The sequence below is a fragment of the Streptomyces sp. NBC_00631 genome (assembly GCF_045206895.1).
GTDB lineage: Bacteria > Actinomycetota > Actinomycetes > Streptomycetales > Streptomycetaceae > Streptomyces.
The window spans coordinates 102614-129044 of sequence record NZ_CP107734.1 but is presented as its reverse complement, the minus strand read 5'-3'; the positions used below and the strand labels follow the sequence as shown (position 1 = coordinate 129044).

Here is a 26431-nt window from a genome sequence, read left to right as displayed (position 1 = left end):
CTCCTAACCGTGTTCGGACGGCAGGGGCTTGAGCGGGAAGCCGGTGGCCTCCAGGACGTCGCGTACCGTGCGGGTCAGGGCGGCGGCATCCGGCAGGGCGGCCCGTTCCAAGGGCTTGGCATACGGCAGGGGGACTTCGGCGGCGGCCACCCGGCGTACGGGGGCGTCGAGGTGGTCGAAGGCGCCCTCCTGGATGGTGGCGGCGATCTCGGCGCCGATGCCGTAGCTGAGCCAGTCGTCCTCCAGCACGATGGCCCGCCCGGTCCTGCGGACCGAGGAGCACACGGTGGCCCGGTCCAGCGGGCGCAGGCTGCGCAGGTCGACCACCTCGGCGGAGATGCCCCCTTCTTCCAGGCGGCGGGCGACGTCCAGGGCGATGACGGCCGCGCGGGAGTAGGCGACGATGGTCACATCGCGGCCAGGCTTGGTGACGGCGGCGGTGCCGATCGGCAGGGTGTGGTCGCCGTCGGGCACCTCGCCCATGGTGTTGTACAGCGCCAGGTTCTCCAGGAAGATCACCGGATCGTCGTCGCGGACGGCGGAGGCGAGCAGGCCCTTGGCGTCGGCGGGCGTGGAGGGGGCGAGGACCTTCAGGCCGGGGACGTGGGCGTAAAACACCTCCAGGTTCTGGGAGTGGGTGGCGGCCAGCTGCTGTCCGCCGCCGCCCGGGGTGCGGATCACCATCGGCACCGAGACCTGGCCGCCGAACATGGCGTGCATCTTCGCCGCGTGGTTGATGATCTGGTCGATGGCGAGCAGGCTGAAGTTGATGGTCATGATCTCCACGACCGGGCGCAGGCCGAGCATGGCGGCGCCGACCGCGGCACCGGTGAAGCCTTCCTCGCAGATCGGCGTGTCGCGGATGCGGCGGGGGCCGAACTCGCCGAGCAGCCCTGCGGTGATCTTGTAGGAGCCCTCGAAGACGCCGATCTCCTCGCCGAGGAGCAGCACGTCGTCGTCCCGCAGCAGTTCGGCGCGCAGTGCGTCGTGCAGGGCCTGGCGGTAGGTGACCGTCTGGGGCACCGCTCATCCCTCCCCTTGCCCGCGGGCATCGTCCGGGCCGCAGGGCAGCGGGTCGCCGGGCAGACCCCGGAAGGTGTTGGCCACGGCGGTGGCGTACTGGTGGTCGAAGAGGGTGTCGACGGACGGGGACGGGCTGGCGTCGGCGAAGTCGACCGCGGCGGTGACCTGCGCATCGGCCTCCTCATCGATGCGGGCCCCATCCTGAGGGGTGAGCAGGCCCTCGTCGATCAGGCGGGTGCGGAAGGCGGGAACGGGGTCCTTCTCCCGCAGCTGCTGGGTCTCCTCCGCGGTGCGGTAGCGCGCCGGGTCGACGACGGAGTGGCCGCGCAGCCGGTAGCTGACCGTCTCCAGCAGCCGGGGGCGGTGCTCGGTGCGCGCCTGCTCCAGCGCAGTGCGGGCGGCGTCGCGGACCGCAAGGACGTCGCCGCCGTCGACCCGGCTTCCGGGGATGCGGTAGGCGCAGCCGCGGCGGTACAGCTCCGGCTCGCCGGCCGCCGCCGCGACCGGAGTGCCCATCCCGAGCTGGTTGTTGACGATGACGTAGACGATGGGCAGATGCCATACCGCGGCGAGGTTGAGGGACTCGTGGAACGCGCCGATGTTGGTGGTGCCGTCCCCCAGCAGGCACATCACCGCCTCACTGTCCGGCCCCGGCTCGCCACGGTAGGAGATCGCCAGGGCGGCGCCGGTGGCCGGGGGCAGCTGGCCGCCGACGATGCCGTAGCCGCCCAGCAGGCGCAGCTTCGTGTCGAACAGGTGCATGGAGCCGCCGCGCCCGCCGGACAGCCCGGTGGTGCGGCCGAACAGCTCGGCCATAACCCGTCCCGGGTCGGCGCCGCGCGCGAGGGCGTAGCCGTGCTCGCGGTAGGTGGTGAACAGGTAGTCGGTGGGGTGCAGCGCGGCCATCAGCCCGACGCACGTGGCCTCTTCGCCGAGGTTGAGGTGGCAGTAGCCGCCGATCTTCGCCCGCGTGTACATTTCGGCGGCCCGCAGTTCGAAGGAGTGGATCAGGGCCATCTGCCGGTAGTAGCCGCGCAGCGTTTCGGCCTCATCGGCGGTGAAGGGGGCGGCGGGTGCGGGGCGGGCTGTGCCCGCGGTGTCGGCGGCGGGGCTGTGAGCTGGTGTCGTTCCGGTCATCGTGGTGGGGGTCCCTTTGCGTCGGTGCGGCCGGTTCTCTCAGCTGCCGGGCGGTGCCTCCTGTGCGGTGAATCGGTCGGCGGCGTGGCACTTGGGGCAGCGGGCGGGCGGATGCTCGCCGCGGACGGTCTCGCCGCACACCTGGCAGGCCCACTCGGTGGTCAGCAGCGCCACCACGTCGGACCGGCTGACGATGCCGACCAGGCGGCCTCCGGACAGCACGGGGACCCGCCGGATACGCCGCTCCACCAGCAGATGGCGGACGTCGTCGACGTCGGTGTCCTCGGTGACGCTGACCACGGCCTGGGTCATCACCTGCCCGGCGGTGCCTCCGGACCGGGCCAGCAGGTCGTACTCGCTGACCAGGCCCACCACCGTGCCTGCGGCGTCGAGCACGGGGACGGCGCTGATCCGGCGGCCGTGGAGCACGGCTGCGACCGCGGAAACCGCCGTGTCCTCGGTGACCGTGACGACCGGCGCCGTCATGATCTCCTTGACCTTCATCGCGACCCTCTCGGTTGGGGGTGAGGAGGAGGCGCCTCATCGTGGCCCGGCCAGGGGTTGCGGGGCGGGCGGTCGGCCCAGGCATACTCAGCGGCCGAGGGGGCGCGGTCCGCGTCGCTCGCCCGCACCTACCATTGGGGACGGGCAGGCGGCGGCCGGTCCTGCGGGTGCCTGGCTGGAAGGGCACCGAGTTCCGTCCCTCGAGCGGGTGCTCGCCCCTGCGGTGTGCGCGGCACGCGGGGTGGACACGGAGGGTTCCCTCCCTTGCCGCATGCGATGGCGGACCAGTCCTCCCGGACCTGATGGCGGCGCTCAGCCGGCGTTCCCTCAGGGCGCATGGTCCATGCCCAGGACGGTGAGGGCCTCGCGGACCATCTGGTGGGTGAAACCCCATTCGTTGTCGTACCAGCTCATGACCTTCACCAGCGTGCCGTCCACCACTCGGGTCAGGCCCGTGTCGATGACCGAGGCCCTGGGGTCGCCGATGATGTCGGTGGAGACCAGCGGCTCGTCGCTGACGCCCAGGATGCCGCGATAGCGGTCGCCGGCGGCTTCTTCGCGGAAGAGGCCGTTGACCTCGTCGGCGCTGGTGGGCCGGGTGGTGACCATTGTGATGTCCGCGATCGAGCCGACCGGCACGGGAACCCGGATCGCCACCCCGTCGAAGCGCCCGGCCAGCTCGGGGAGAGCCCGCGTGGTGGCCAGTGCGGCCCCCGTGGTCGCGGGAACCATGTTGACGCCTGCGGCGCGGCCGCGCCGGACGTCCTTGCTCGGACCGTCGACGAGCCGCTGGCCGGCGGTGTAGGCGTGAACGGTGGACATGATTGCCCGCTCGATGCCGATCCGCCGGTCAAGCACCTCGACCACCGGGGTGATGCAGTTTGTGGTGCAGCTCGCGCACGAGATGACCTGGACGCTGTCCGAAGCCTGGTTGACGCCGTGCACCACGGTAGCCACCGTCTCGGTCCGGGCGGGCGCCGAGAGGATGACGAAGCGTGCTCCTGCCTGAAGATGGCGTCGCAGCTCCTCCTCGCGGCGGAACATCCCGGTGCACTCGAAGACGAGGTCGACGCCGAGGTCCCGCCATGGAAGCATGGCCGGATCGCGTGCGCCGTAGACCGGTACCCGGCGTCCGTCGATGACCAGCGCGTCACCGTCGGCCGTGACGGGCCTGCCGTAGCGGCCGTAGACGCTGTCGTGGGCCAGCAGGTAGGCCAGATCCTCCACCCCGATGAGGTCGTTGACCGCGGCGACCTCGATGCCCTCCACGTCCTGCAGGATCTTCAGTGCGGCCCGTCCGATGCGCCCGAGCCCGTTGATGGCGACTTTCGGCATCCCGGAGGCCCCTTCCGTGCTCATCGAGGACCCTCTGTCCCTCTTATCATCGGATGGGTTCTCCAAGCAGGCGAATTCGCACCGTCCGGCACATGCATTCCGGCAGGTGGCAGTGGGGGTGTTCGCACCGCCGGCGCGCTGGGCCCGCAGGATGGCGTGATGCGCCCGTTGGGGGCAGGCTGGTGGGGAACGGGGGGCTTCCGCCCGTGCGGCGCGGGAGCCGAGCCGCCGGCGAAGAGAGGCGCCAGGGTGAGCACGCAAGCACGCGACACCGGTTCCGGCACGCGGTCGCCCGGGCGGGCACCGATCCGTGCGCGAACGCTGCGCCGGGATCGCTGGTGGGCCTACCCTGCGGCCACCTTCGTCGTGCTGGCCCTACGCGACCTACGCGGCACTGGCGAACCGCGACTACTACGCCGATCCCTACCTCTCACCGTTCGACTCGCCGTGCCTGTCCACCCACTGCGGAGTGGTGCCCGGCTCGCACGGGGCGCCGCATGTGGGCTGGTTCGGCAGCTGGTGGATCGTCACTCCAGCGGTGATCGTCCTGATCTTTCCGCTGGGAGTCCGGCTGACCTGCTACTACTCCCGCAAGGCGTACTACCGCTCCTGGTGGGTGGCCCCGCCCGCGTGCGCGGTGCCCGAGCCGCACCGCCGCTACAGCGGCGAGACCTGTTTCCCGCTGCTTCTGCAGAACATCCACCGGTACTTCTTCTACGCCGCCCTCGTCTTCAACGTCATCCTCACCTGGGACGCGGTCATCGCTTTCGACTTCCGCGGGCAGCTGGGCATGGGACTGGGGAGCCTGGTTCTGGTCGTCAACGCCGTCCTGCTGTGGCTACACCCTTTCCTGCCACTCATGCCGGCATGTGGTGGGCGGGCGGCTGAACCACTTCGGCAGACATCCGCTGCGCTACCGGGCCTGGACCTGGGTGTCGCGGCTCAACGCCTACCACGGCAACTTCGCCTGGGTGTCGCTGATCTGGGTGGGCCTCGCCGACCTCTACGTGCGGCTGGTGGCCGGAGGCACCATCCACGACCCCGGCTTCTTCTAAAGGCCACCGGAAGGCTGCTGACCATGGCGCACGACCTGCTGCTGCGCATCTGGCGCGGCGACGCCAGCGGCGGGGACCTGTTGGACTACACCGTGCCGGTTGAGGACGGCGAAGTGGTCCTGGACACCGTCCTGCGCACGCAGGCCACCCTGGCCGAGGACCTGGCGGTGCGCTGGAACTGCAAGGCGGGAAAGTGCGGCTCGTGCAGCGCCGAGATCGACGGCCGGCCGAAACTGATGTGCATGGCGCGGCTGTCCACCCTGCCGCGCGATGCCGTCACCCTCACGCCGCTGCGGACCTTCCCCATGGTCCGTGACCTGGTCACGGATGTCTCCTTCAACTACGCCAAGGCGCAGCGTGTCCCGTCCTTCACCCCGCCGCCGGGCCTGCGCCCCGGCGCGTATCGGATGCGGCAGCAGGAGGTTGAGCGACCGCAGGAGTTCCGCAAGTGCATCGAATGCTGGATGTGTCAGGACGTCTGCCACGTCATCCGCGACCACGAGGACAACAAACCGGCCTTCGCCGGACCGCGGTTCTTCATCCGCCACGCCGAACTCGACATGCACCCCCTTGACAGCCTCGACCGGCGGCAGATGCTGCGCGAGCGGCACGGGCTGGGGCTGTGCAACATCACCACGTGCTGCACCGAGGTCTGCCCCGCGGTCATCAAGATCACCGACAACGCGATCATCCCGATGAAGGAACGCGTCGTCGACCACCGCTACGACCCACTCGGCCGCCTGATCCGCAGCTGGCGCCGCGGCCCGGGACGGGACACCGAACCACCCCCACCCGCCTCGCCCGACGCCGGATGAGCGGCCGCGCCCTGGCAGGCCCCCCCCCGGCGAACCGGAGCACAGGGAGGACAACGATGCGCGTCGACTACCGCAGGGCGTTCCCCGACGGCGTCGAGGCGAGGCTGGGCCTGGAGCAGGCCGTGCACAACAGCGCGCTGGAGCCAGCGCTGCTGGAACTGGTGCGGATCCGGGCCTCCCAGATCAACGGCTGCGCCTACTGCCTGGCCATGCACCACCGCGACGCCCGCCGGCGCGGGGAGCACCTGACACGGTTGGACGTGGTAGCCGCCTGGCGCGAGGCAACAGAGCTGTTCACACCCCGTGAGCGGGCGGCTCTGGCCTGGTGCGAGGCGCTCACCGAACTGCCCCGCACGGGCGCACCGGACGACGAATACATGGCCGTGGCCTTCGCCTTCACTCCCGGGGAGATCGCGGCGCTCACCTTCGCCATCGTCGCGATCAACAGCTGGAACCGGCTCGCCGTGGGTTTGCGCACCCCGGCCACCAGCCTGAACGGCCTCGACCTGCCCGCACCTCCGCCCGTCCCCGCCGACCCCGCGTAAGGAGCCCTCGCCGTGCCGATCGACACGTTTGCCGCCCAAAAGACACTCAGCGCCGCCGGATCCTCCTTCACGGTCTTCCGGCTCGACGCGCTGCCCGACACAGCCCGTCTCCCGTACAGCCTGAAGGTGCTGCTGGAGAACCTGCTGCGCAACGAGGACGGCCGTACGGTGACCGCCGATCAGATCACCGCGCTGGCCGGATGGGACCCGGCCGCCGAGCCTGCAACGGAGATCCAGTTCACCCCGGCACGGGTGTTGATGCAGGACTTCACCGGCGTGCCGTGCATCGTGGACCTGGTGGCGATGCGCGAGGCGATGGCCGCCCTGGGGGGCGACGCGTCCAGGATCGAACCGTCGCGGCCCGTGGAGCTGGTCATCGATCACTCCGTGATCGCCGACTACTACGGCGTCCCGGAGGCGTTCGACCGCAACGTCGAGCGGGAGTTCGAGCGCAACGCCGAGCGGTATCAGTTCCTGCGCTGGGGGCAGAACGCCTTCGCCGGCCTGCGGGTCGTTCCGCCGGGCACCGGCATCTGCCACCAGGTCAACCTCGAACACCTCGCCCGGGTGGTGTTCGACCAGGACGGCACCGCGTTCCCGGACACACTGGTCGGCACCGACTCCCACACTCCGATGGTCAACGGGCTGGGCGTGCTCGGCTGGGGCGTCGGCGGCATCGAAGCCGAAGCGGCCATGCTCGGCCTGCCACTGAGCATGCTCATCCCGCAGGTCATCGGCGTGCGGCTGACCGGCGCGCTGCCCGAGGGCAGCACCGCCACCGACCTGGTCCTGACCATCGCCGAGAAACTGCGGGCGCACGGCGTGGTCGGCACCTTCGTCGAGTTCTACGGCCCCGGCGTGGCCAACGTACCGCTCGCCAACCGGGCCACCATCGGCAACATGAGCCCGGAGTACGGAGCCACCTGCGCGATCTTCCCCATCGATGCGGAGACCTTGTCGTACCTGCGTCTGACCGGCCGCAACACCGAGCGGGTGGCGCTGGTGGAGGCATACGCCAAGGAGCAGGGCCTGTGGCACGACCCCGGCCACGAACCCGCCTACTCCCAGACCCTGGAGGTGGACCTGACGGCGGTGGTGTCCTCGATCGCCGGGCCCAAGCGCCCCCAGGACCGCATCGCCCTGGCGGACGCGCCGCGCGCCTTCAGCGCCGTGCTGGGCGGCTATGTCCGCTGGGACCCCGCGCCGGTCGGACTGGACGCGAGCAGCGCGGAATCCTTCCCCGCCTCCGACCCTGTCGCGGTGACCGGCAACCGCCCCGGTGACGCACCCGCCCACTTCGAGACCGCCCCAGCCTCCGACAGCCCGCCCCTGAACACCACCCCCGTGACGCTGGATGACGGCACACGCGTCGAGATCGGCCACGGCTCGGTGGTCATCGCCGCGATCACTTCCTGCACCAACACCTCCAACCCGCAGGTCATGGTCGGCGCCGCCCTGCTCGCCAAGAAGGCCGTCCAACGCGGGCTGAGGCCAAAGCCCTGGGTGAAAACCTCCCTCGCACCCGGCTCGAAGGTGGTCATGGACTACTTCGCGTGCGCCGGCCTCATCCCCTACCTGGACAAGCTCGGCTTCGACCTCGTCGGCTACGGCTGCACCACCTGCATCGGAAACTCCGGCCCGCTGATCGACGAGGTTGCACGGGCCGTGGACGAACACGACCTGGCGGTGGCCGCGGTGCTCTCCGGCAACCGCAACTTCGAAGGTCGCATCCACCCCCAGACCAAGCTCAACTACCTCGCCTCCCCGCCCCTGGTGGTCGCCTACGCGCTGGCCGGATCGATGACCGTCGACCTCACACGGGACCCGCTCGGCACCGGCAGCGATGGCAAGCCGGTGTTCCTGCGCGACATCTGGCCCAGCCAGCAGGAAGTCCAGGACGTCATCGCCGCCTGCCTGCGCCCGGAGATGTTCACCCGGGACTACGCGGACGTCTTCGCCGGCGGCGACCAATGGCAGGCCCTGCCCACCCCGGAAGGCGAGCTGTTCGCCTGGGACCCCGACTCCACCTACGTGCGCCGACCCCCGTACTTCGACGGCATGAGCCGCACACCGCAGCCGCTCGCGGACATCGAGGGCGCCCGCGTGCTGGCCCTGCTCGGTGACTCGGTCACCACCGATCACATCTCACCCGCAGGCGCCATCAAGCGCGACTCCCCGGCCGGGCGCTACCTCATCGAACAAGGCGTCGCACCGACGGAGTTCAACTCCTACGGCTCCCGGCGCGGCAACCACGAGGTGATGATCCGCGGCACGTTCGCCAACATCCGGCTGCGCAACCTGCTCGCCCCCGGAACCGAGGGCGGCGTCACCCGCCACCTGCCCGACGGGGAACAGACCACCATCTTCGACGCCGCCATGCGCTACGCCGACGAGCGCGTACCGCTGCTCGTGATCGCCGGGAAGGAGTACGGCTCGGGCTCCTCGCGCGACTGGGCCGCCAAGGGCACCGCCCTGCTGGGCGTCAAGGCTGTGCTCGCCGAGTCGTACGAGCGTATCCACCGCTCCAACCTCATCGACCTGGGTGTCCTGCCCCTGCAGTTCCAGCCGGGGGAGACCGGTGAATCCCTCGGTCTGACCGGCGAGGAGACCTATAACATCCGCAGCCTGGCAGGCAGCGAGGCTGAGGGGCTGCCGCGCGAGGTCAGCGTGACTGCTGGCGGCCCCGCTGGCTCTGTTCGATTCACCGCTCGGGTACGCATCGACACCCCCACCGAGGCCGACTACTACCGCCACGGCGGCATCTTGCCCTACGCCCTGCGCACCCTCCTGCCCACCTGAGCGTCTCCCGTCGGGCCCAGTGCCCGCGCCAAGTCCCGCACGCCAGAAGACAGGGTGCGCGGCTTACTGTGACGGGCCGTCCGAAGGTGTGCGCAGGGCGAGCAGAGCGACATCGTCGTCAAACACCTGACGGCTCCGGCTGATCAGAGCGTCGCACAGTTCTTCCAGCGGGGCCGTTGCCAAGCGGGCGGCCTGCTCAGCCAGGTCGTCCAGCCCGGTGTCGATGTCCTGATCGCGGCGCTCGACCAGCCCGTCGGTGAACAGCAGCAGAGTACTGCCGGGCGAGAGGGGGTGTTCGTGGCTGAACCGGGCGACAGACGCCTCGATGCCCACCGGGATTCCGTGACGGGCGGGTGCCAGGTAGCGGGTGCTGCCGTCCGCGCCGACCAGCAGCGGCGGCAGATGCCCGGCGTTGCTCCAGCCGAACGTGTACGGCCCGCCCTCTGCCCGGCCGCGCTCGATGCGGCCGAACACCAGGGTGGCCGTGGGCGGCTCGTCGAACATCGTCAGGGCCCGGTCGAGCCGGGACACGACCAGGCCGGGCGGTTCGCCTCGGTCGAGGGCGATCGCCCGCAGCATGTTGCGAATCTGTCCCATCAGCGGGGCGGCCTCCACATTGTGGCCGGTCACGTCCCCCACCACCACACAGGTGGCACCGTCCGGCAGGACCATGGCGTCGTACCAGTCCCCGCCCAGCCTGGGCAGCTCGGAGGCGGGCTCATAACGGGCGGCGACCTCGAGCGGCGCCAGGTCGGGAAGAACGGGCAGCATACGGCGCTGGAAGTGCTCGGCGGCGTGTTTGAGGTGCTCGTACAGGCGGGCGTTTTCGAGGCTCACGCCCGCGGCACTGGCCAACGCCGTCAGCAGGCCCTCGTCGTCGTCATCGAAGGGCGTACCGTCCCTCTTGTCGGCGACGTAGAGGTCACCGTAGACCGTGCCACGCACCAGGAGTGGAACGCCCAGCAGAGTTCGCATGACCGGGTGCCCGGGCGGAAAGCCGGCCGATCGAGGGTGCGCGGCCACATCGGCCACCCGCAACGGCTCCCTGTCGTCCACCATGGTGTGCAGTAGGCCATGGCCTTGCGGCATGCCCATGGCAGCACACGGCCGCGGGTCGTCGATGCCCACGGTGATCAGGTCGATGACCTTGCCGCTCTCATCGAGCACGCCCAGTGCCCCGTAGCTCGCGGCGACGAGGTCGGTGGCTGCTTCCACAATGTGGTGCAGCACGGTGCGGGTATCCATGTCGGCGCTGACCGCCCCGATGGCGTCCAGCAGGTGCCGCAGCCGGTGCCGGTCCAGAGCGCGCTGCGGCGGGCGCGTGACCACGCCATCCCTGGCCTGGCCCCGCCTCCACCGCTGCCACGGATTGTGCGCCATGGTGCTTCCTCCCGGCGCCGGGCGCCGTCATCCTGTCGCCCTGCCTTGTCACATTACGCGCTCACCTGGTCGGAAGCAGGGCGCGTGGTGCGCCGCCTGCTCCCGTCCCAGAAGGCCGCTGCGTCCGGCGCTCCCGTGCCGCGCCGACCATACGTGGAGCACACGGTCAGGGCACGATGACGACGGGGCAGTGCGTGTGGCGTGCCATCCACACGGGCACCGACCCGACGAGGTGGTGCAGCCGGTGCTCCGGAGCACCGAGCACCAGTGCGTCGGCCTGGTGCTCATCCGCCAGCCGGGCCAGCTCACGGGCCGCATCCCCGATGCAGGCGGTGACATGGACATCCAGCCCGGCCGGTGTGGACGCGGGGAGCGTGTCGGCGAGCTCCGCGCGCAGCCAGGCCAGCGCATCGGCTTCCCCCTCCATCACAGGGACGACGGCCGTCTCGTCGTACGCCATGGGGGCAGGAGTGATGTACGCAACAAGCAGCGGCCGTCCGGTCCGGCGGGCCAGCCCGGTCGCCCACGCCAGCGCGCGGCGGCTGGCCGTCGATCCGTCGTAGCCCGCCACCACCGGATGCGCCGGAGCAGCGGGTGCCGGGGGGGCCTGCTCAGCCTCATCGCTCACGGCTGCGTTCGCACACTCGATGGCGGCACACCGGGCATGATACCGATCGCACCGGATTAGTCGCAGGGTGGCCGGGGAGCCGCCACGTGCTCATTCGCGGCGATCCGTACCGCGCCTGGCTGCGCATCGGGCCATCGCCGACGGAAGCCGGTTGGGAAGGTGCCGTGTCCGCGGAGTCGCCGACCATGAATCGCGGGCGGCGACGGGCGTGAAATCCGGGCCAAGCAGGCAACGGTGCCGCTGCCACGTGACCGAGGGCAGCAGTGACGACGCGTGAGAGCGCACGGCAGGAGACCTTGTCCCCGTGCTGCCCGCCCGGGCCGGGCGACGGACTACTGCGCCAGCAGACTGATACCCAGCACTATAAGGACGATGACCTTGGCGGTCTCGAAGGCCACGTAGTACACGTGCCCGCGCGAGCGGGGCAGGTCCTCCCCGGCAAGAACCCGGTCCGACCTGCGGTTAAGCCGGGGGCGGACCACCCCCAATTGTATGGCGAGCAGCACTGCCACGACGGCGGTGAGCACCACGACGGCCGCCGGAGGTCCGCCGACGGCCACCATCGCAATGACGACGGCGGCCAGGACGGCCTCAACGAGGTTCAGCGCGCGGAAGACCATGCGGCCGATGCCCAGTCCGATGGGGATGGTCACCCCGGGGGCGCGAAACTTCAGGGGCGCCTCCAGGAAGGAGATCGCCAGCACCATTCCGAGCCAGAGGAAGGTGACCGCGCCCGCGGTCGCGGTCGACGTGGTGTTCATCGATGCGTTGCCTCTCTGCCGTGGCGAAGGACGGCTGTCGGGTGTGGCGAATCAGGCCAGCGGCCAGGACGCCAGCCGGCCCGCGAACTCCGGTGGCGAGGCCACGACGATGAGCGAGGCCGGCTCCGTGCCGGGGTTGGCCAGGCTGACGCGTTCGCCGGTGGCGATGTGGGCGGCGGCAGTACCGGCCGTCAGTGTCCGGGTTTGGCCGTTGTGGTGCAGTTCGACGGATCCGGCCAGGGGGATCAGCACGATCTGCGAGGCGCCGTGGTCGTGTTCGGGCATGACGGCGCCCGCGGGCAGTTCGACATGGAGGACGGCGACCTGGTCGGAGGTTTCCGCGCTGGTCAGGAGTGCCGCGGTCGGACCGCCGGGCACGGGCGCGCGGCGGCGGGGGCAGGTGGCGATCTCGGTGACGTGCATGATGTTCCTTCCTCGGATGCGGTCCATGCGGCGTGGGGAGCAGAGCGGGCTGAGCGGTCACGGCACGTTCCCGGCAGGCCAGGCGGGTGCCGGATTCGGCGAACGGCCCCAGTGCCGTGGGGCTTCCGGTGCCCTCAATCCCCCTGAGGCGGAAGAGCGGCGATCAGCGGATGATCACGCTCGACCAATCCCAGCTTGGCCGCCCCGCCAGGAGATCCGAGCGCGTCGAAGAACTCGGCGTTCGCCCGGGTGTACTCGCGCCACTCGGCCGGTACGTCCTCCTCGTAGAAGATCGCCTCGACCGGGCAGACCGGCTCGCACGCTCCGCAGTCCACACATTCGTCCGGGTGGATGTACAGCGACCGTTGCCCCTCGTAGATGCAGTCGACCGGGCATTCCTCGACGCACGCCTTGTCCTTCACGTCCACACAGGGCTGCGCGATCACGTAGGTCATCGGCGCACCTCCCTCCCATCGGCAGAGGTTTACAGCACCGAGTTTCTACGAATAATACATGTAAGAATTGAGCGCGTCCGTCGGGGTAAGACGGGAGAAGGGACAGAGCCATGACGCTGACGTCCGAGGTCTTCATCCAGGTCACCGAGACCGCCCCGCCCACCAGGGCGCGGAGCGTGATCCGCACCGGTCAACAGCGGCTGCTCGCCGCGCTGCGGCCGAAGGTCGCGCTGCTGACCGAACTGGAACTGGGCGCCGACGCCCGGGAGGCCGCCCTGGCGACCCTGACCGACTTCTGCACCGGCCCGGTGCGCCGCCACCTGAACGCCACCGACCAGGCCTTGTATGCCCCTGCGGCAGACTCCCCGGAAACCCGCCTGCTCATCCAGGCCCTGCGTACCGCCGCGACCGCCCTCGACCAGGACATCGACGCGCTCACCCGCACCGACGACGCGCACCGAGCGAAGGCCATCGCCCGGAGCATCGAGGCGCGCCTGACCACCCACTTCACGGTGGAGCAGACCGTGCTCCTGCCCGCCCTCGCCGCCCTGACCGACGGCGAATTCGCCACCCTTGCCGCGGACTTCACGAACCTCCTCGGCGGCGCAGCCGCCCTGGACGTCACCGGCACCCCCCACGAGCGGCGCCGCCTGCACGTCCTGGCCCGCTACTCCCGCCTGGCCCGCGGTGAAGCCTTCACCCTCATCGACGATCACGACCCTGAAATCCTGCGCCATGAGTTCGAAGCCATCCACCCCGGCGCGTTCACCTGGGACTCCCTCCGAACCGGCCCCCGGCAGTGGCAGATCCGCATCGGACGGGTCGCCCCTGATGACTGACCCGCCCACCACCACGAACGGCCCCGACAGCCAGCCGTCCGGCGGCCCTCGGGGCACCCCCGCGCCGCGTCCGCTGTGCGACACGCGGGCCCTTACGGTCCTCGCGGTCGCGCCGGCCGGGGAACTGTGGAGGCTGTCCGTGCCCGGACGCGAACTAGATGCCGGCATCACCCGCCTGCTGCCCGGGCAACGCGTGAACACCCACACCGAAGCGGACCCGGACGTCCTCCTGCTGATCCTCGCCGGGGACGGCACCCTCCCCACCCCGCACGGACCGCGACATCTGACTGCGGGAACGCTGCTGTGGCTGCCGCATGGGTCCACGACCGACCTCACAGCAGGCGAAAACGGCCTGTCCTGCCTGACGGTCCGCCGATGCCCTCCCGATGCACCGAGCCGCCGCACGCAGCACAGCGCCCCACGGCAACGGCCCGGCACGTCCCCAGCCCCGCCGGGCGACACGACACAGCCGGACTGGCCCAAGTGGCTCTGCTGACCGGGAACTTGTCCACTCCACTGACGGCCGGATGGGGCAGACCAACCGCCGGGCCGTCGGCAAAGCGGCGGGGCAGGTTGCGGCTGCCGCGACGACGCGGCAATCAGCGGTGATCAGCTCGACGGAGTCCTGAATCCCGGCAAGCCAGTGCCGCGACTGCGCGATGGCTGACACCACGGGGATATTCATCGACGCCGCCGACCGCGCAGCATTTTTACGATGCTACATGTAATAATCAAGGTGGGTTGTACGCGAGCATTCCCGCCCCAGGGGCAAGAGAGAGGACGACACATGCCACCCGCCGCAGAGGTGTTCATCCAGGCAACCGACACCGACCCTGGCCCCCGGGCACAGGCCGTCGTACAGGAGGCCCACCGGCAACTCCGGCTGGCCGCGCTCGCCGAGCCCCATGAGGAGCACACCCTCGCGTTCGCCGGACAGATGCACCGCCTCCTGACGGCCACCGAGCAGACGCTGTACGCCGCCGTGTCCGGCGCGGCCGAAACCCGGCTGCTGGTCCGGGCACGTCGCGCTGCAGCCGTCACGATCGGCCGGCATGGCGACTCACTGACCGCCGCAGCCGACCGCGCTGGACACGCCGGGGCGGCCCGAACCCTCGCAGGCATGCTCACCGTCCATCTCGAAACGGAGGCTGCCGTGCTGCTGCCCGCCTTGGAGGAGCTGCCGGGAGTCGACCTGTCCGCCCTCGTCGGCGACTTCACCACCGTCCTTGAGGGCGGCCGACTGGAGGATCCGGTGGTCGTCGACGTTCGCGAGATCCCGCACGGCCAGCGTCACCCGCGTATCTTCACCCGCTTTGCCGGCCTCGCGAGCGGAGAGTCCTTCGTCCTGGTCAACAACCACGACCCCAAGCCGCTGCGCCGCGAGTTCGAGGCCACCCACCCTGGCCGTTTCACCTGGGAGTACGTCCAGTCCGGGCCCGAGCAGTGGCAGATCCGCATCACACGGGTGGACAGCGATGACTGAGACACAGACCGCCGTGCAGCCAGGAGAGGCGGCCGTGGCACGCATGCTGTGCGACGTCCGGGTCCTCACCGGCACATCCCCCGAGCCCGCCGGCGTCCTGTGGAAACTGGCCGAGTCCGGCCGCCAGCTCGACGCCAACCTGATCCGGCTGGCCACCGGGGAGCGTATCGGCACCCACGCCGAACCCGACCTGGACGTCCTGGTCCTCGTCGTCACCGGTGACGGCGTGATGGACACCCCAGAAGGAGCTCTGCCGCTGGCCGAAGGGGCGCTGCTGTGGCTGCCGCACGGCTCGACACGCGGCATCACCGCAGGCTCCCACGGCCTGGCCTACGTGACGGTGCACCGCCGCCGCTCCGGTATGCAGATCCGCCGCCGCTCCGAGCTCACCCCGGTAGCGGCAGCCCGACAGCCCGTGACACCAGCACGGCCCGCGAGAGAGTGAGCGATGCACCTCATCGACCAGGCGATCGAGGAACTCCAGGACTACCGGGGAGAGGAAGCCGTGAGCATGGCCTGGCTCGCCGACCGGCTGCTGTACTTCGTCGCCCTGCACCCGGAGTTCGAGATCCCCATCGACCGCCTCGCGACCTGGCTGGCCCGGCTCGACGACCCCGAAGACGAATGGCGGGGACAGGCGAAAGCACACGACGGGTTTTCCCTCGTTTCTACGGCGCACACTGGGTAAAATTGGTGAAATGAGTGAGCAGACGTTGCATGATCCGGCCGGCCCTCCCGCCGTGGGCGAGAGCCGGGCCCATGTACTCGACGTACTGCGCGCCACGCCCGAAGCAGTGGGCGTACGGGAGATCGCCGCACAGACGGGCCTCCACTCCAACACCGCCCGCTTCCACCTCGACACGCTGGTCAAGGAGGGGCTCGCCGAGAGCAGTACCGAGGGGCTCGGCCGCCCGGGCAGGCCCCGCACCGTCTACCGCGCCGTCGCCTCCCGGGTACCGGCAGGCCGCCGCAGCTACCAGCTGCTCGCCCAGATGCTCACCGGCCTCATCACCGAAGCGCTGCCGCAACCCGCGCAGGCCGCGGTCAACGCCGGGGAGGCATGGGGCCGCTACCTCGCCGACACTCCCTCTCCCACCCAGCGCATCGACGCTGAGGAGGCCATCCGGCGGCTGACCCAAGTACTCACGGGCGTCGGCTTCGCCCCCGGCCCCGCCGAGAACCGGCCGGACCCGGTCATCCCGCTGCACCACTGCCCGTTCCGGGAAATCGCAGAGGAGCACCGCGACGTGGTGTGTTCCCTGCACCTGGGCCTCATGCGCGGCGCCCTCAAGGAAGTACGCGCCTCCCTGGGCGTCGACCGGCTGGAGCCGTTCGTCGAGCACTCGCTGTGCCTGGCCCACCTCGCACCCGCAGAACAGCACGGGGCAGACCGCACTGACTGAGCACGTACGACGGCACTGACGGCTTGCCTCCGTTAACCGCGTGCCTCTCCAGGCAGCGGTCACTGGTGACGGCGGACGGCGGATGGCGCCAACGCGTCAGGACTACGGGTTGAACCCGCTTGGTATGAGATGACCCATGCCTGCCGCACCCCGGAGCCTCGTCCATGCGTCGCAGCACAGAGTCCAGGCCATATGCGAACAACCCAACCTCGGGGCGACCATTGGTCAGTGGGAAACCCCGTCCACGACTCGACGCTGAGGCTGTCCGCGCTGGCCACCAGCACGTACAGCAGAGACTCGCCGTCGCCGAAGAGCGCCCCGGTTCATCGGAACGCTCGTTCTGACCACCGCGCTGCGCGCTGCCAGCGCCCTGGGCCTGACACGATCTGCCGTTTCTGCTCAGCACGGTGGTGACCCCAGACCGCACCCGTGCGAAGGCGTTCGGGTACCTGATGCGCTTCGCCGACGGGCAGGTCTTCGCCTTTGTCTACTATGCCGCCTTCCTTGCCATCCATCGCGCCGGCTGGTGGTTGGGCGCGTTGTTCGGCCTGCTTCACGGACTCTTCGCTGTCACGGCGCAGGTGAACACCCTGCTGCCGCTTGTTCACCCCCGTATGGGCAGCCCCCTGACCAGTGCTCCGGACGTGGCCCTGCTCGAATCCCCGGGTTCCTGATGCTCAACTACGGCCCGAGTCCACCGGCCGTCTCTGTCGTGGCCCACATCGCCTACGGGGCTCTGAGCGGCGGATTCGCCTCGCTTTCCGGTTGAGGCACCACGTGAAACCCCCGCCGTGGGAGAGCGCCGTGGCAGGAGGCTTCCTCCGCCGTCGCCGTATCGAGCGGCAGGCGTGGGCGGCCTGTAGCGTACAGAGAAGGTCTTCCCTGCAAAGCCGAGACGCCAGCGGGCAGAACTTGGGGGCCTCCATGGGATCAGACGCAGCCTCGATACCCGGTGCCGGCGAGCCGGCGGACACCGCACGGGCCGAACCGGGGGTGGACCGCGGACCCCTGCTCGCATCGGTAGTGATGTTCGTATCCGACCTGGACCGGTCCGTGGAGTTCTACCGCGAACTGCTGAAGATGAGGGTCACGGTCCGCACCACTACCGCCGCGCTGCTCGTCGGCTCCGACGACACGCAGGTGTACGTGCGACGCATGGGTAGGGCCCCCACGCTCTGGGCGGCATCGGCGTTCAGTACGTGATCTGGACCGCGGACAGCCTTGATGATCTGCACCGGTGTGAGCGGACCCTTAAAGAGCGCTCTGCCCACACCTCGTCCAGGGAGATGGCCGACGGCTTCACTGTCGTCGAGGGACGCGATCCGGACGATGTCCCTCTGGTCATCGCCTACCCCGGACCGAACAAGGCAGCGCGGCGCGAGATCATGACGCGGATCTACACCTGGTGAGCGTCAACCCGGTCACTCTGCCGCGGGAGACATCAGGTCGCCACCCCAGCTGTTTAATCAGGTGCTTGCACCACGGATCACCAGGACGGGACAGGCGGCGTGGGTCACGCAGTGCTGACTGACCGAGCCGAGCAGGACGCCGGCAAATCCGCCGTGGCCGCGGCTGCCGACCACGAGTAGTTCCGCGCCCCGGGAAAAATCCACCAGGACACCGGCGGGGTGCCCCTTCCGGACGTATGAGCGCACCCCGACGTGCCCACCGTGAGGCAGCGCCAACTCAAGTGTTTCGGCGAGCTTTTCCTTGGCGATCTTCTCGAAGTTCCACTCCTCCGGGGGCGTCGGCACCCAGCCGTACGTGGCGGGGAATTCCCATGCGATCACAGCCTCCACGACTGCATTGAAACCCTTGGCGTGCCCCACTGCCCAGCGCAACGCAGCCATCGACGACTCCGACCCATCCACACCGACCACAATCCGCCGGTCGGGCCCGCCTGGCATCTCGCGCATAAAGACCACCTCTCTTTCAAAGATCGACCGCCTACCTGCCGATTATGGACGCCGTCCCGCGCGGAGACGTGGTCCCGTGCGCGCGTTGGGAAATGAGGTGATTATTGAGGTGAGAAGGCGGCGAGGGCTGGGATCGCCATCTTTTCCACCCTCGGCGATGGCTGTCACTGCATCAATTGACCGCCTTCGGGCGCTGGCCCCGGTTGTGCGGCCTGCGGACTCGGGAGCGAGGTCGCGAGATCATCCTGATCCATCATGCCGACTGCCGGATGCTCACGTATCCCACCTACAGCCTCAGGCCCAGGCCGGAAGAATCGTTCCACGATGTCGACATTCACCATGACGCGATGAGCGGGCATGTCTTTGATGTCGCTATGAGACGGCTCAACCTGGTGCAGTGATCACTGGAGCGATACGTCATTTGCTGGTGAGTTGGTCCAGTGGTAGGTCCGGGTCGGCGAGTTGGGCGCGGTCGATCCGGTCGCCGGAGCGGATCATGTTCTGGATCGTCTCGTTGACGTCCCAGATGTTGACGTTCATTCCTGCCAGCACTCGGCCGTCCGCCAGCCAGAACGCGATGAACTCGCGCAGGGACAGGTCGCCGCGTACGACGACGTCGTCGTATCCGCTGGGCTCGGCATAGCCCGCGTACTCCATGCCCAGGTCGTACTGGTCGGTGAAGAAGTACGGGATGCGGTCGTAGATCGCCCGCTCGCCCATCATGGAGCGGGCGGCTGTCCCGGGCTGGTGGAGGGCATTGGCCCAGTGCTCCACGCGGATATGCCTTTCCAGCATGCGGTGATAGGTATTGGCCACGTCGCCAGCGGCGTAGATGTGCGGGTCGGAGCTTCGCAGGGAGGCGTCGACCACGACTCCGTTGTCGATCTGCAGGCCGGAGTCGGTGGCCAGTTGGGTGTTGGGGGTGGCGCCGATGCCGACCACGACGGCGTCCGCGTCGATGCGAGTGCTGTCGGCGAGCAGTACCCCCGCGGCTTTTCCGCCGGCGCCGATTATCTCGGTGACCTGCACGCCGAGCCGCAGGTCCACGCCGTGCTCACGGTGGAGATCGGCGAAGACGGGTGCGATCTCGGGGCCCAGAACGTGCTGCAGCGGAAATGCGTCTGCCTCCAGGACAGTCACCTTCACTCCGGCGTCGCGGGCCGCAGCAGCCACCTCCAGGCCGATCCATCCGGCTCCGACGAAGATCATGTGCGAGGAGGTTTCGAACGTGCGGTGGATGGCTTCGCATTCCCCGACGCGTCGCAGGTAGAGCACACCGTCGAGGTCGGCGCCGGGAACCCGAAGCCGACGGGGGGAGGCGCCGGTGGTCAGCAGCAGCCTGTCGTATCCGATGCGCTCGCCGCTGGAAAGGGTGGCTGTCCGCTGGTGGCGATCGATCGCGGTCACGGTGGTGTCCAGCAGGAGATCTATGTCCTGTTCGGCGTACCACTGCGGCGGGTGGACGAAGATCGTCTCACGGTCTTGTTTGCCCTGCAGATACCCCTTCGACAGAGGTGGCCGCTCATACGGTGGATCCGGCTCGTCCCCGATGAGTACGATCCGGCCGTCGAAACCGTTCCCGCGGAGGGATTCGGCGGCTTTGGCGCCGGCCAGGCTGGCTCCGACGATCACGAATGTGACCTGTGTCAGTTTCATCAGGGGATGCTCCCTGCTCTCGGCTGCTGCAAGGACCGCTCGCAGGCGGCGTTACCAGGCCATTTCGGGATCCGTAGGAGGCTGCAGGTGATGGTCGTGCATCAGGATGGTGTTACTGGCGTCCTGGATGGCACGACCACGACTGGGAGGTGTGCGTGATGCACGACCTCGGTGCTGGTGGATCCCAGGGTTAGGCGTCCCCACGCTCCCGAGCCTCTGCTGCCCACGACCAAGAGGCAGGCATCTGCGCTCGCGTCGAGCAGGACTTGCGAGGGACGGCCTGGCTCCACCTTGATCTCTACCTCGACAGGGGCACCCCCCAACTCCTGCATGGCTTCTTCCACGGCACGGGCAATGGCCTCATACGTGGCGTCGCGTATCTGTGTGTCCAGGTCGTAGGAATCCGGAACGGTCAGCCATCCGAAACTGCTTGCCCTGGAGGCGGTGAAATCGTACGCACAAATGGCTCGCAGGCTGGTATTGCGCAACTGTGCCTCGTGCAGGGCAAAGCGCAAGGCGAGTCCGGAGACGTCTGAGCCATCGGTTCCCACAACGATTGGTGCATGCCCCGTGAACTGCGTCATGGAATTCTTTCCATTTCGGTCGGCACTGTGGGTTCAGGTGACTCTGCGGACCACCAGTGCGGTGATGTCGTCCCGTTGGCTTCCTCCGGTGTAACGGGCCAAGTCGTCGGCCAAGTCGTGGGCTACGTCCCACGGAGACACATCCGCCCAGGCCCAGAGTCGCTCTTCGAGGGGATAGAACCGGCCTGCGCTGTCGCGTGCCTCGGTGACGCCGTCGCTGCAGAGCAGGAGTGTCGCGCTGGGCGGGAAGGCGAACCAGTCGACGGTCCTGGGTTCCGCAGAGAGCTCCGCCAGACCGAGCGGCACGCCTGGTTCGCCGGTGGGAGCGGTGGTGACGGCTCCCCCGTCCAAGAGGTACAGCGGAAGGTGGCCGCAGCTAAGGGCCTGCGTTGCCTCCGATCCATCGACGCCGAGGATGAGAGCGGTTACGAATCGTTCGGGCTCGCCGGTCTGCGCCGCAAAGGCATTGTGGAGGCCGACTGCCGTCTCCAGGGCGTCCGCGACCGCGGTGAGCGTTGGCTCGCGCTGAGCAGTCTCACGAAACGCGCCGAGCACAGCGAAGGCGGCTGCCACCGCGGGCAAGCCCTTGCCCTGAACATCGCCGATGAGCAGACGCGTCCCGTACGGTGAGGCCACTGCCTCATAAATGTCACCGCCCACCAGAAGGTCTTCCTCTACCGGATGGCATACTCCGTCGACGATCACCCGATCAGTGAGCACAGGCAAGGGGCGCAGCATCTGGCGCTGAAGCGCGGCAGCGCCGGATCGCATCCGCTGGGATTCCTCCTCCCGTCTGATCCGCTTATGGCAGGTCAGCACGCACAGCACGCCGAGAACAAAGGCCAGCGCCATCACGATGACCTGGTCGCCGAGTGAGGGAAACGGCCGGTAGGCCAGTACTGCGGTGATAACCAGGATCACCCACACGGCGGCGTAAAGTGTCTCGCGCAGCGTGCCGATGGCAGCCGTCAGAGCGGGCAAGATGATCATGAGGGGGATCAATCTCACCGTGCTGTCACTGATCGCCAGCTCCAGCAGCACGAGGGGGATGGTCAGCGCCACCACGGAGATCAACGCGACGCCGGGCATGTGCTGAAGACGCCCTCGCGCCTTCTTCCGCCCCCCGCGCGTCATGGAAAGCGCGTCCATGAGGTGAGGCCACACCCGCCAACGGGACACCTTTCCACCGTCCCGCCGACATCCTGTCCATGCAAGTTGCACTGTCGGGGCTGCCCTGCCAGAGGCATGACAGTTCACCGCCCCAGCAGGGGATGCCGGGCGTGCTCCGTGATGGGACCGTGGGAAGGAGGGAAGTCGCCGTCGGCCGTGATCCGTACTAACCCGTTCACTCGCTGTCCACGGTCATATCGTCGCGGAACAGGAGTGCCCGCCATGCCGGAGTACCCCAGGGACTGCTTCCGCCGATCGTTCTCGCCCTGGCCACGGGCGTGTGGGAGCTGGCTGCGTCCGGTAAGCGGTGGCCAGAACATCGCAGCCGAGTCCGGACCGGCCGTGCGGAGCCGGAAGCCAGCGCACGCCGTCGGCCACGCATCGGCGTGCTCTGCGGACAGCGTGCCGTGACGTCTCCCGTGACGCTGCTGTCGTTCGGTCACGGCCTTGCCACACGCGAGCCACTGGCCGCCCTGCTTCACAGCGCTGGTGTAGAGGCAGTCGTCGACGTGCGGACCGCGCCGGGCAGCCGGCGCAACCCGGACGTGGGCAGGGAAGCGCTCCGCGAGTGGCTGCTGGCGCAGGGGATCGACTACCGGTGGGAGAAACGACTGGGCGGCTTTCGCAAAGTGGAGCACGACTCGCCCGATGTCTTCTGGGAGAACGACTCCTTCCGGGGGTACGCGGGTTACACCCGCCATCCGGATTTCCTCTCGGCCATGGATGACGTGCTGCGGCAGGCGGCTGCCGTCCGGACGGCCGTCATGTGCGCAGAGACTCTGTGGTGGCGCTGCCATCGGCGGATCATCGCCGACTTTGCCGTCATGGCATTGCATGCCCGCGTACTACACCTGGGACACGACACGCGGCTCACCGAACACCGTCCACCGACAGGCGCACGTCTGCGTAGTGACGGACTCCTCGTTTACGACCGCATGTGATTGCGATAGGCGCACCGAACGCTGCGCTTGGTCACACGGTCCTGCTCATACTGCCTGGCGGCGGTCCTGGGTAGGCGACGCCACTCGGCCGTACGACGAGTACGCCGCCTCCGGCCGAGGCCACTCATACGCTCGCCGGGGCGGCGAACCTGCCCGTGCAGAGGATGATGGTGCCGCCGCAGGCATCGCCCTTGCTCTGCGCCGGCTGAGGCTCCTGTGACGGTGCCCCGGGCACACGCTTCGCCTGGCCGAGCGGGCGGACATCGACAAGGTCGAACCCGTCCTCGTGACGCACGAGATGCTGGACCGTGCCCACACCGGAGTCACGGACGAATCCGACCCATCCCTGCGTCGTCGCATGCCGAAGAAGCCATCCGACGATGTCCATCGTCACCCCAAAGTCGTCCTCATGGACGCACGACCGGACGGTCAGAGCCCACGGTTCGCTGCCGTCGGGGTTCTCCCTGTCCTCGGTCCGGACGAGCAGGGAAACGTCGGCCCCGTCGAACGAATAGCTCGCCGAGTCACCGGCAAAGGCCTGCCAGGGGCCGCCCCACGACTCCCAGTCGGTCGACTTCAGCTCCAACGGCATCTCCTCCTGCCCCAGGAGCCACCTCAACTCCAGAAGCACCGGCTCGGGCAGATCCGGCGGCAGGTCCACCGCCAGGAACAGGTCGTAGTAATCACTCACTTGGCGGACCCTAATAGGACTCCGTTAGGTCTGCGTGTCGACCTTGTTCAGGGGCATGGTGAGTGTGTGGACGCAGATGAAGTGAACCGTGTGCGGGCGACGTTGGCGTTATACGTGGCCGATGTGTTCGCCTCGGTGCCGCGCAAGGACCAGCGGGCCAAGAGCGACTGCTACCTGCGGGGACTGATGCTGGATGGCCGCCGCAAGTCGATCCAGGCCATGGCCGCTCGGCTGCCGGACGGCAACGAGCAGAACCTCCAGCAGTTCGTGAACCAGTCCACGTGGGATCCGGTGCCGGTGCAGCGGCGGATCTGCGAACGCATGCTCCCGCTCATCGCCCCGACGGCCTGGGTGATCGACGACGTGTCGGTGCCCAAGGACGGAAGAATGTCGGTCGCCGTGGCTCCGCAGTACTGCGGAGCCCTGGGCAAACGCGCCAACTGCCAGGTCGCGGTCAGCGTCCACGCCACGACCGACACCGCCTCCTGCCCGCTGCAGTGGCGGCTGTTCGTGCCTCGGGAATGGGAAGCGGACGACGACCGCAGGGCTGCCGCCCGCGTCCCGACCGAGGTCGCACACCGCGAGAAGTGGCGGCTGGCCTTGGACATGCTCGACACGCTGGCCGACTGGGGAATGAGGCCGCCGGTCGTCGTGGCCGACGCCGCCTACGGCACCAACGCACATTTGCGGGGTGCCCTGACGGACCGCGGAATCGACTACGTGCTGGCCGTCCGCGCGGATGTGACCGCCTACCCCTTCGACGCGGAGCCCGAGACGCCGGACCGCAACGGACCCCTCGGCTGCTGGCCCCAGCCTCGTTATCGACAGGCCGCACCATCGCTGGCGGCGCTGACCGCCGGTCTCGAGCCGCAGGCGTTCACCACCATTGCCTGGCGGCAGGGCACACGCGGGGAGTTACGGTCCCGCTTCGCCGCCGTGCGCGTCCGCCCCGCCGGCAAGGCCGTCGAGCGTCCGATCAAGGCCGCTGCATCCTCCGAGCAGGGCTGGTGGGACGGCATCCTGCCCGACTGCTGGCTGCTCGTCGAGTGGCCAGAAGAGGCCGAGGCTCCCACCGATTACTGGCTGTCCAGCCTGCCGGCCAACACCCCGATCGCCGACCTGGTCCGCCTGGCCAAAGTCCGCTGGCGCATCGAACACGACTACCGAGAACTCAAGCACGGCCTGGGCCTGGACCACTTCGAAGGCCGTTCCTGGCCGGGCTGGCACCACCACGTCACGCTCGTGACCGCCGCCCACGCCTTCCTCACCGAACAACGGCTGACCCCAAAAGTCCCCGGACCGGACTCACTCCCTACCAGACCCTCGACGCCCTCCAAGACATCTTGAGGTGCTGGACCGGCATCTGCACCACCTGCCAGCAACCTCTGCCCAGCAGAACACACACAACACCAAGATCAAGACAGACCTAACGGAGTCCTATTAGCCGTGAGCTGGAAAAATCGCGCGGCCAGCCGCGGGGTGAACAAGTGGGTGGCCGCGACGATGAAGCGCCCGGTCGTCAGCGCTCTGCGGGAAGGAACCAGGTGGAGGGGGAATTTGGACATGGAGAATCCTTTCAATCCGGAACGGGCCGGTCAGTTGTTCAGGAGGTGGCGGGTCAGGAATTCGAGCTGGTCCGCAACGACGGCGTCGAACGCCGGCAGGCCGCTCATCCTGGGACGTTTCAGCGCGAGTCGGGGCGGGCGAGGCCCGAAGCGGCGTCGAGGCTGTCGATGGCAGGTTCGGGCCTCGGACACCGCGGCGGCGATCGCGGCGGCGGCCTGCCCGGCTTGTTCGGGTGTGTGGGACGGCATGACCTGTAGGCGCAGTCTGGCGGAGCCGCTTGGCACCACGGGATATTCGACGACCATGGCCTCCACTCCGCGCGGGCGCAGATTACGGTGTGTGAGGCGTGCTACGCGTTCGTTGCCGATGACGGCTGGAACGATCGGACCCGGGCTGCCCAGGCAGGCCAGTCCGTGGTCGGCCAGAGCTTCACGCAGTGCCGGCGCAGCCGTGCTCCTTCCGGGGACATCGCGATCCGCAATGCGGCGTTGTCTGCCGCGGCCTGGGCGCGGGGAAGGGTTTCTATGGGGTTCAGAGCCCGGCGACGACGCGTCGTAGTGTGCCTGGCGCGATGCGCAGCATGGCGGGCATGACTTTCGTCTGACCGGGGAATGCCATGTTCCGCCCCCGCCGAAGAGCTTTCATCGTGACCGCCGCCACCTGTGCGGGAGTCAGTTTCTTCCCCGTGGCTGCGGCGTTCATGGGTGTGTCCGTAGACGGTGGGAGGACCTCGAGGACATGGGTGCCCTGCGGGGCGAGTTGACGGCGCAAGCCATCCGCAAAGCCGTGCAGGCCGGCCTTCACCGCGCCGTGGGTAGGCGCGCGAGTGGGCGAGACCAGAGCGAACCCCGAGGTGATGAATACGATCGCGTCGGGCTCTGGCCATCGCTCGAGCACTTCACCGGTCAAGTGGATGGGGGCGGTGAGGTTCAGCGCCACCTCGGCATCGAGAGTCGCATTGGGGTTCTTGCCGGCAGCATAGTCTCGATCCTCGAACGTGCCGGCGTTGTTGACCAACACGTCCAGACGCCCGAAGCGATCAGCGATTGCTTGCAGCAACGCTGCGCGGTCAGCTGCGTCCGTCACATCGGCCCGCACGGCCAGCGCCTGCGGGTGTGCCTGCGCGAATCGGTCAAGCGCAGTCTGCGAACGTCCGCAGACGACGACAGACGCCCCGAGCTCGACGAAGGATTGCGCGAGGCTCAACCCGATGCCTGAGGTTCCGCCAGTGATGAGTACGGTCTGTGACACGACGCCACCTCTCTGTATAGCGTACCGATTGGTACGAAACACCGTAGCACATCCGTACCGATCGGTACCGA

The 26431-nt window shown here is 68.8% G+C and carries 29 protein-coding genes and 2 pseudogenes; 15 read left to right on the top strand and 16 right to left on the bottom strand.

Annotated features, from left to right (window positions below; all coding sequences use genetic code 11):
- Nucleotides 1-3: 3 nt before the first annotated feature.
- The 4 genes from OHB00_RS00655 to gap all read right to left on the bottom strand — a co-directional run bounded on the left by OHB00_RS00655 (nt 4) and on the right by gap (nt 3999).
- Nucleotides 4-1023 (bottom strand): alpha-ketoacid dehydrogenase subunit beta, encoded by a 1020-nt coding sequence (locus OHB00_RS00655; RefSeq protein WP_406430173.1) that lies wholly within the window; start codon nt 1021-1023, stop codon nt 4-6.
- Between the two features lie 3 nt (nt 1024-1026).
- Nucleotides 1027-2160, bottom strand: coding sequence for a pyruvate dehydrogenase (acetyl-transferring) E1 component subunit alpha (gene pdhA, locus OHB00_RS00650; RefSeq protein ID WP_406430171.1), 1134 nt, complete (start codon nt 2158-2160; stop codon nt 1027-1029).
- 39 nt (nt 2161-2199) lie between these two features.
- Nucleotides 2200-2646: a CBS domain-containing protein gene (locus OHB00_RS00645; RefSeq protein ID WP_406430169.1), complete on the bottom strand. Its 447-nt coding sequence runs from the start codon at nt 2644-2646 to the stop codon at nt 2200-2202.
- 345 nt (nt 2647-2991) lie between these two features.
- A complete protein-coding gene (gene gap, locus OHB00_RS00640) occupies nt 2992-3999 on the bottom strand; it encodes a type I glyceraldehyde-3-phosphate dehydrogenase (RefSeq protein ID WP_406430167.1) in 1008 nt (335 codons plus the stop codon).
- 159 nt (nt 4000-4158) lie between these two features.
- On the opposite strand from gap, the pseudogene OHB00_RS00635 reads away from it, so the two are divergent.
- The 4 genes and pseudogenes from OHB00_RS00635 to OHB00_RS00620 all read left to right on the top strand — a co-directional run bounded on the left by OHB00_RS00635 (nt 4159) and on the right by OHB00_RS00620 (nt 9213).
- Nucleotides 4159-5054: pseudogene (locus OHB00_RS00635) on the top strand (hypothetical protein).
- 23 nt (nt 5055-5077) lie between these two features.
- Entirely contained in the window at nt 5078-5869 is a 792-nt protein-coding gene (locus OHB00_RS00630) for a succinate dehydrogenase/fumarate reductase iron-sulfur subunit (protein ID WP_406430165.1), read from the top strand.
- Nucleotides 5870-5925: 56 nt separating this feature from the next.
- A complete protein-coding gene (locus tag OHB00_RS00625; RefSeq protein ID WP_406430163.1) occupies nt 5926-6414 on the top strand; it encodes a carboxymuconolactone decarboxylase family protein in 489 nt (162 codons plus the stop codon).
- Between the two features lie 12 nt (nt 6415-6426).
- Nucleotides 6427-9213 carry an aconitate hydratase gene (locus tag OHB00_RS00620; protein WP_406430161.1) on the top strand — a complete coding sequence of 929 codons (2787 nt, stop codon included), beginning with the start codon at nt 6427-6429 and terminating at the stop codon, nt 9211-9213.
- A gap of 63 nt (nt 9214-9276) precedes the next feature.
- Here the strand turns inward: OHB00_RS00620 and OHB00_RS00615 are convergent, their stop codons facing one another.
- The 5 genes from OHB00_RS00615 to fdxA form a co-directional block, all read right to left on the bottom strand.
- Nucleotides 9277-10593, bottom strand: coding sequence for a PP2C family protein-serine/threonine phosphatase (locus OHB00_RS00615; RefSeq protein WP_406430159.1), 1317 nt, complete (start codon nt 10591-10593; stop codon nt 9277-9279).
- A 166-nt stretch (nt 10594-10759) separates the two neighbouring features.
- Entirely contained in the window at nt 10760-11221 is a 462-nt protein-coding gene (locus OHB00_RS00610) for a universal stress protein (protein WP_406430157.1), read from the bottom strand.
- A gap of 332 nt (nt 11222-11553) precedes the next feature.
- The gene (locus OHB00_RS00605) at nt 11554-11982 is read right to left on the bottom strand and encodes a hypothetical protein (protein ID WP_406430155.1); all 429 of its coding nucleotides are present in this window, start codon (nt 11980-11982) and stop codon (nt 11554-11556) included.
- Nucleotides 11983-12033: 51 nt separating this feature from the next.
- Nucleotides 12034-12405: a cupin domain-containing protein gene (locus OHB00_RS00600; protein WP_406430153.1), complete on the bottom strand. Its 372-nt coding sequence runs from the start codon at nt 12403-12405 to the stop codon at nt 12034-12036.
- Between the two features lie 134 nt (nt 12406-12539).
- Entirely contained in the window at nt 12540-12860 is a 321-nt protein-coding gene (fdxA, locus tag OHB00_RS00595) for a ferredoxin (RefSeq protein ID WP_406430151.1), read from the bottom strand.
- Nucleotides 12861-12970: 110 nt separating this feature from the next.
- Here fdxA and OHB00_RS00590 point away from each other — a divergent pair, with 110 nt between their 5' ends.
- From OHB00_RS00590 to OHB00_RS00550, 9 genes and pseudogenes are all read left to right on the top strand, one after another.
- The gene (locus OHB00_RS00590) at nt 12971-13699 is read left to right on the top strand and encodes a DUF2249 domain-containing protein (protein WP_406430149.1); all 729 of its coding nucleotides are present in this window, start codon (nt 12971-12973) and stop codon (nt 13697-13699) included.
- The gene (locus tag OHB00_RS00585) at nt 13692-14195 is read left to right on the top strand and encodes a hypothetical protein (RefSeq protein WP_406430147.1); all 504 of its coding nucleotides are present in this window, start codon (nt 13692-13694) and stop codon (nt 14193-14195) included. Before OHB00_RS00590 ends, OHB00_RS00585 begins: the two co-directional genes overlap by 8 nt.
- 291 nt (nt 14196-14486) lie before the next feature.
- Nucleotides 14487-15182: a DUF2249 domain-containing protein gene (locus OHB00_RS00580; RefSeq protein WP_406430145.1), complete on the top strand. Its 696-nt coding sequence runs from the start codon at nt 14487-14489 to the stop codon at nt 15180-15182.
- Complete coding sequence (locus OHB00_RS00575) at nt 15175-15627, top strand: hypothetical protein (RefSeq protein WP_406430143.1); 453 nt, start codon at nt 15175-15177, stop codon at nt 15625-15627. Before OHB00_RS00580 ends, OHB00_RS00575 begins: the two co-directional genes overlap by 8 nt.
- A 3-nt stretch (nt 15628-15630) precedes the next feature.
- Nucleotides 15631-15807, top strand: a pseudogene (locus OHB00_RS00570) (DUF6104 family protein); the annotation flags it as partial.
- Nucleotides 15808-15880: 73 nt separating this feature from the next.
- Nucleotides 15881-16585, top strand: a complete 705-nt coding sequence (locus OHB00_RS00565) for a helix-turn-helix transcriptional regulator (RefSeq protein WP_406430141.1) — start codon at nt 15881-15883, stop codon at nt 16583-16585.
- A 407-nt stretch (nt 16586-16992) separates the two neighbouring features.
- Complete coding sequence (locus OHB00_RS00560) at nt 16993-17259, top strand: hypothetical protein (RefSeq protein WP_406430139.1); 267 nt, start codon at nt 16993-16995, stop codon at nt 17257-17259.
- A 250-nt stretch (nt 17260-17509) separates the two neighbouring features.
- Nucleotides 17510-17788 (top strand): VOC family protein, encoded by a 279-nt coding sequence (locus tag OHB00_RS00555; protein ID WP_406430137.1) that lies wholly within the window; start codon nt 17510-17512, stop codon nt 17786-17788.
- Nucleotides 17785-17994 carry a hypothetical protein gene (locus OHB00_RS00550; protein WP_406430135.1) on the top strand — a complete coding sequence of 70 codons (210 nt, stop codon included), beginning with the start codon at nt 17785-17787 and terminating at the stop codon, nt 17992-17994. Before OHB00_RS00555 ends, OHB00_RS00550 begins: the two co-directional genes overlap by 4 nt.
- Nucleotides 17995-18051: 57 nt before the next feature.
- Here the strand turns inward: OHB00_RS00550 and OHB00_RS00545 are convergent, their stop codons facing one another.
- The 4 genes from OHB00_RS00545 to OHB00_RS00530 all read right to left on the bottom strand — a co-directional run bounded on the left by OHB00_RS00545 (nt 18052) and on the right by OHB00_RS00530 (nt 21890).
- On the bottom strand, nt 18052-18501 hold the full coding sequence (locus OHB00_RS00545; RefSeq protein ID WP_406430133.1) for a universal stress protein: 450 nt from the start codon (nt 18499-18501) through the stop codon (nt 18052-18054).
- 417 nt (nt 18502-18918) lie between these two features.
- Complete coding sequence (locus tag OHB00_RS00540; RefSeq protein ID WP_406430131.1) at nt 18919-20157, bottom strand: NAD(P)/FAD-dependent oxidoreductase; 1239 nt, start codon at nt 20155-20157, stop codon at nt 18919-18921.
- A 101-nt stretch (nt 20158-20258) separates the two neighbouring features.
- On the bottom strand, nt 20259-20741 hold the full coding sequence (locus OHB00_RS00535) for a universal stress protein (protein ID WP_406430129.1): 483 nt from the start codon (nt 20739-20741) through the stop codon (nt 20259-20261).
- Nucleotides 20742-20774: 33 nt separating this feature from the next.
- Complete coding sequence (locus tag OHB00_RS00530; RefSeq protein ID WP_406430127.1) at nt 20775-21890, bottom strand: PP2C family protein-serine/threonine phosphatase; 1116 nt, start codon at nt 21888-21890, stop codon at nt 20775-20777.
- 440 nt (nt 21891-22330) lie between these two features.
- Here OHB00_RS00530 and OHB00_RS00525 point away from each other — a divergent pair, with 440 nt between their 5' ends.
- Entirely contained in the window at nt 22331-22852 is a 522-nt protein-coding gene (locus OHB00_RS00525; RefSeq protein ID WP_406430125.1) for a DUF488 family protein, read from the top strand.
- Nucleotides 22853-22976: 124 nt separating this feature from the next.
- Here OHB00_RS00525 and OHB00_RS00520 read toward each other — a convergent pair whose 3' ends face one another.
- Nucleotides 22977-23513: a hypothetical protein gene (locus tag OHB00_RS00520; RefSeq protein WP_406430123.1), complete on the bottom strand. Its 537-nt coding sequence runs from the start codon at nt 23511-23513 to the stop codon at nt 22977-22979.
- A 96-nt stretch (nt 23514-23609) separates the two neighbouring features.
- On the opposite strand from OHB00_RS00520, the gene OHB00_RS00515 reads away from it, so the two are divergent.
- Nucleotides 23610-24890 carry an IS701 family transposase gene (locus OHB00_RS00515; RefSeq protein WP_406430121.1) on the top strand — a complete coding sequence of 427 codons (1281 nt, stop codon included), beginning with the start codon at nt 23610-23612 and terminating at the stop codon, nt 24888-24890.
- A gap of 248 nt (nt 24891-25138) precedes the next feature.
- Here the strand turns inward: OHB00_RS00515 and OHB00_RS00510 are convergent, their stop codons facing one another.
- Nucleotides 25139-25414 (bottom strand): hypothetical protein, encoded by a 276-nt coding sequence (locus tag OHB00_RS00510; RefSeq protein ID WP_406430119.1) that lies wholly within the window; start codon nt 25412-25414, stop codon nt 25139-25141.
- Nucleotides 25415-25640: 226 nt separating this feature from the next.
- Nucleotides 25641-26360, bottom strand: a complete 720-nt coding sequence (locus OHB00_RS00505; protein WP_406430117.1) for an SDR family NAD(P)-dependent oxidoreductase — start codon at nt 26358-26360, stop codon at nt 25641-25643.
- Nucleotides 26361-26431 lie beyond the last annotated feature (71 nt).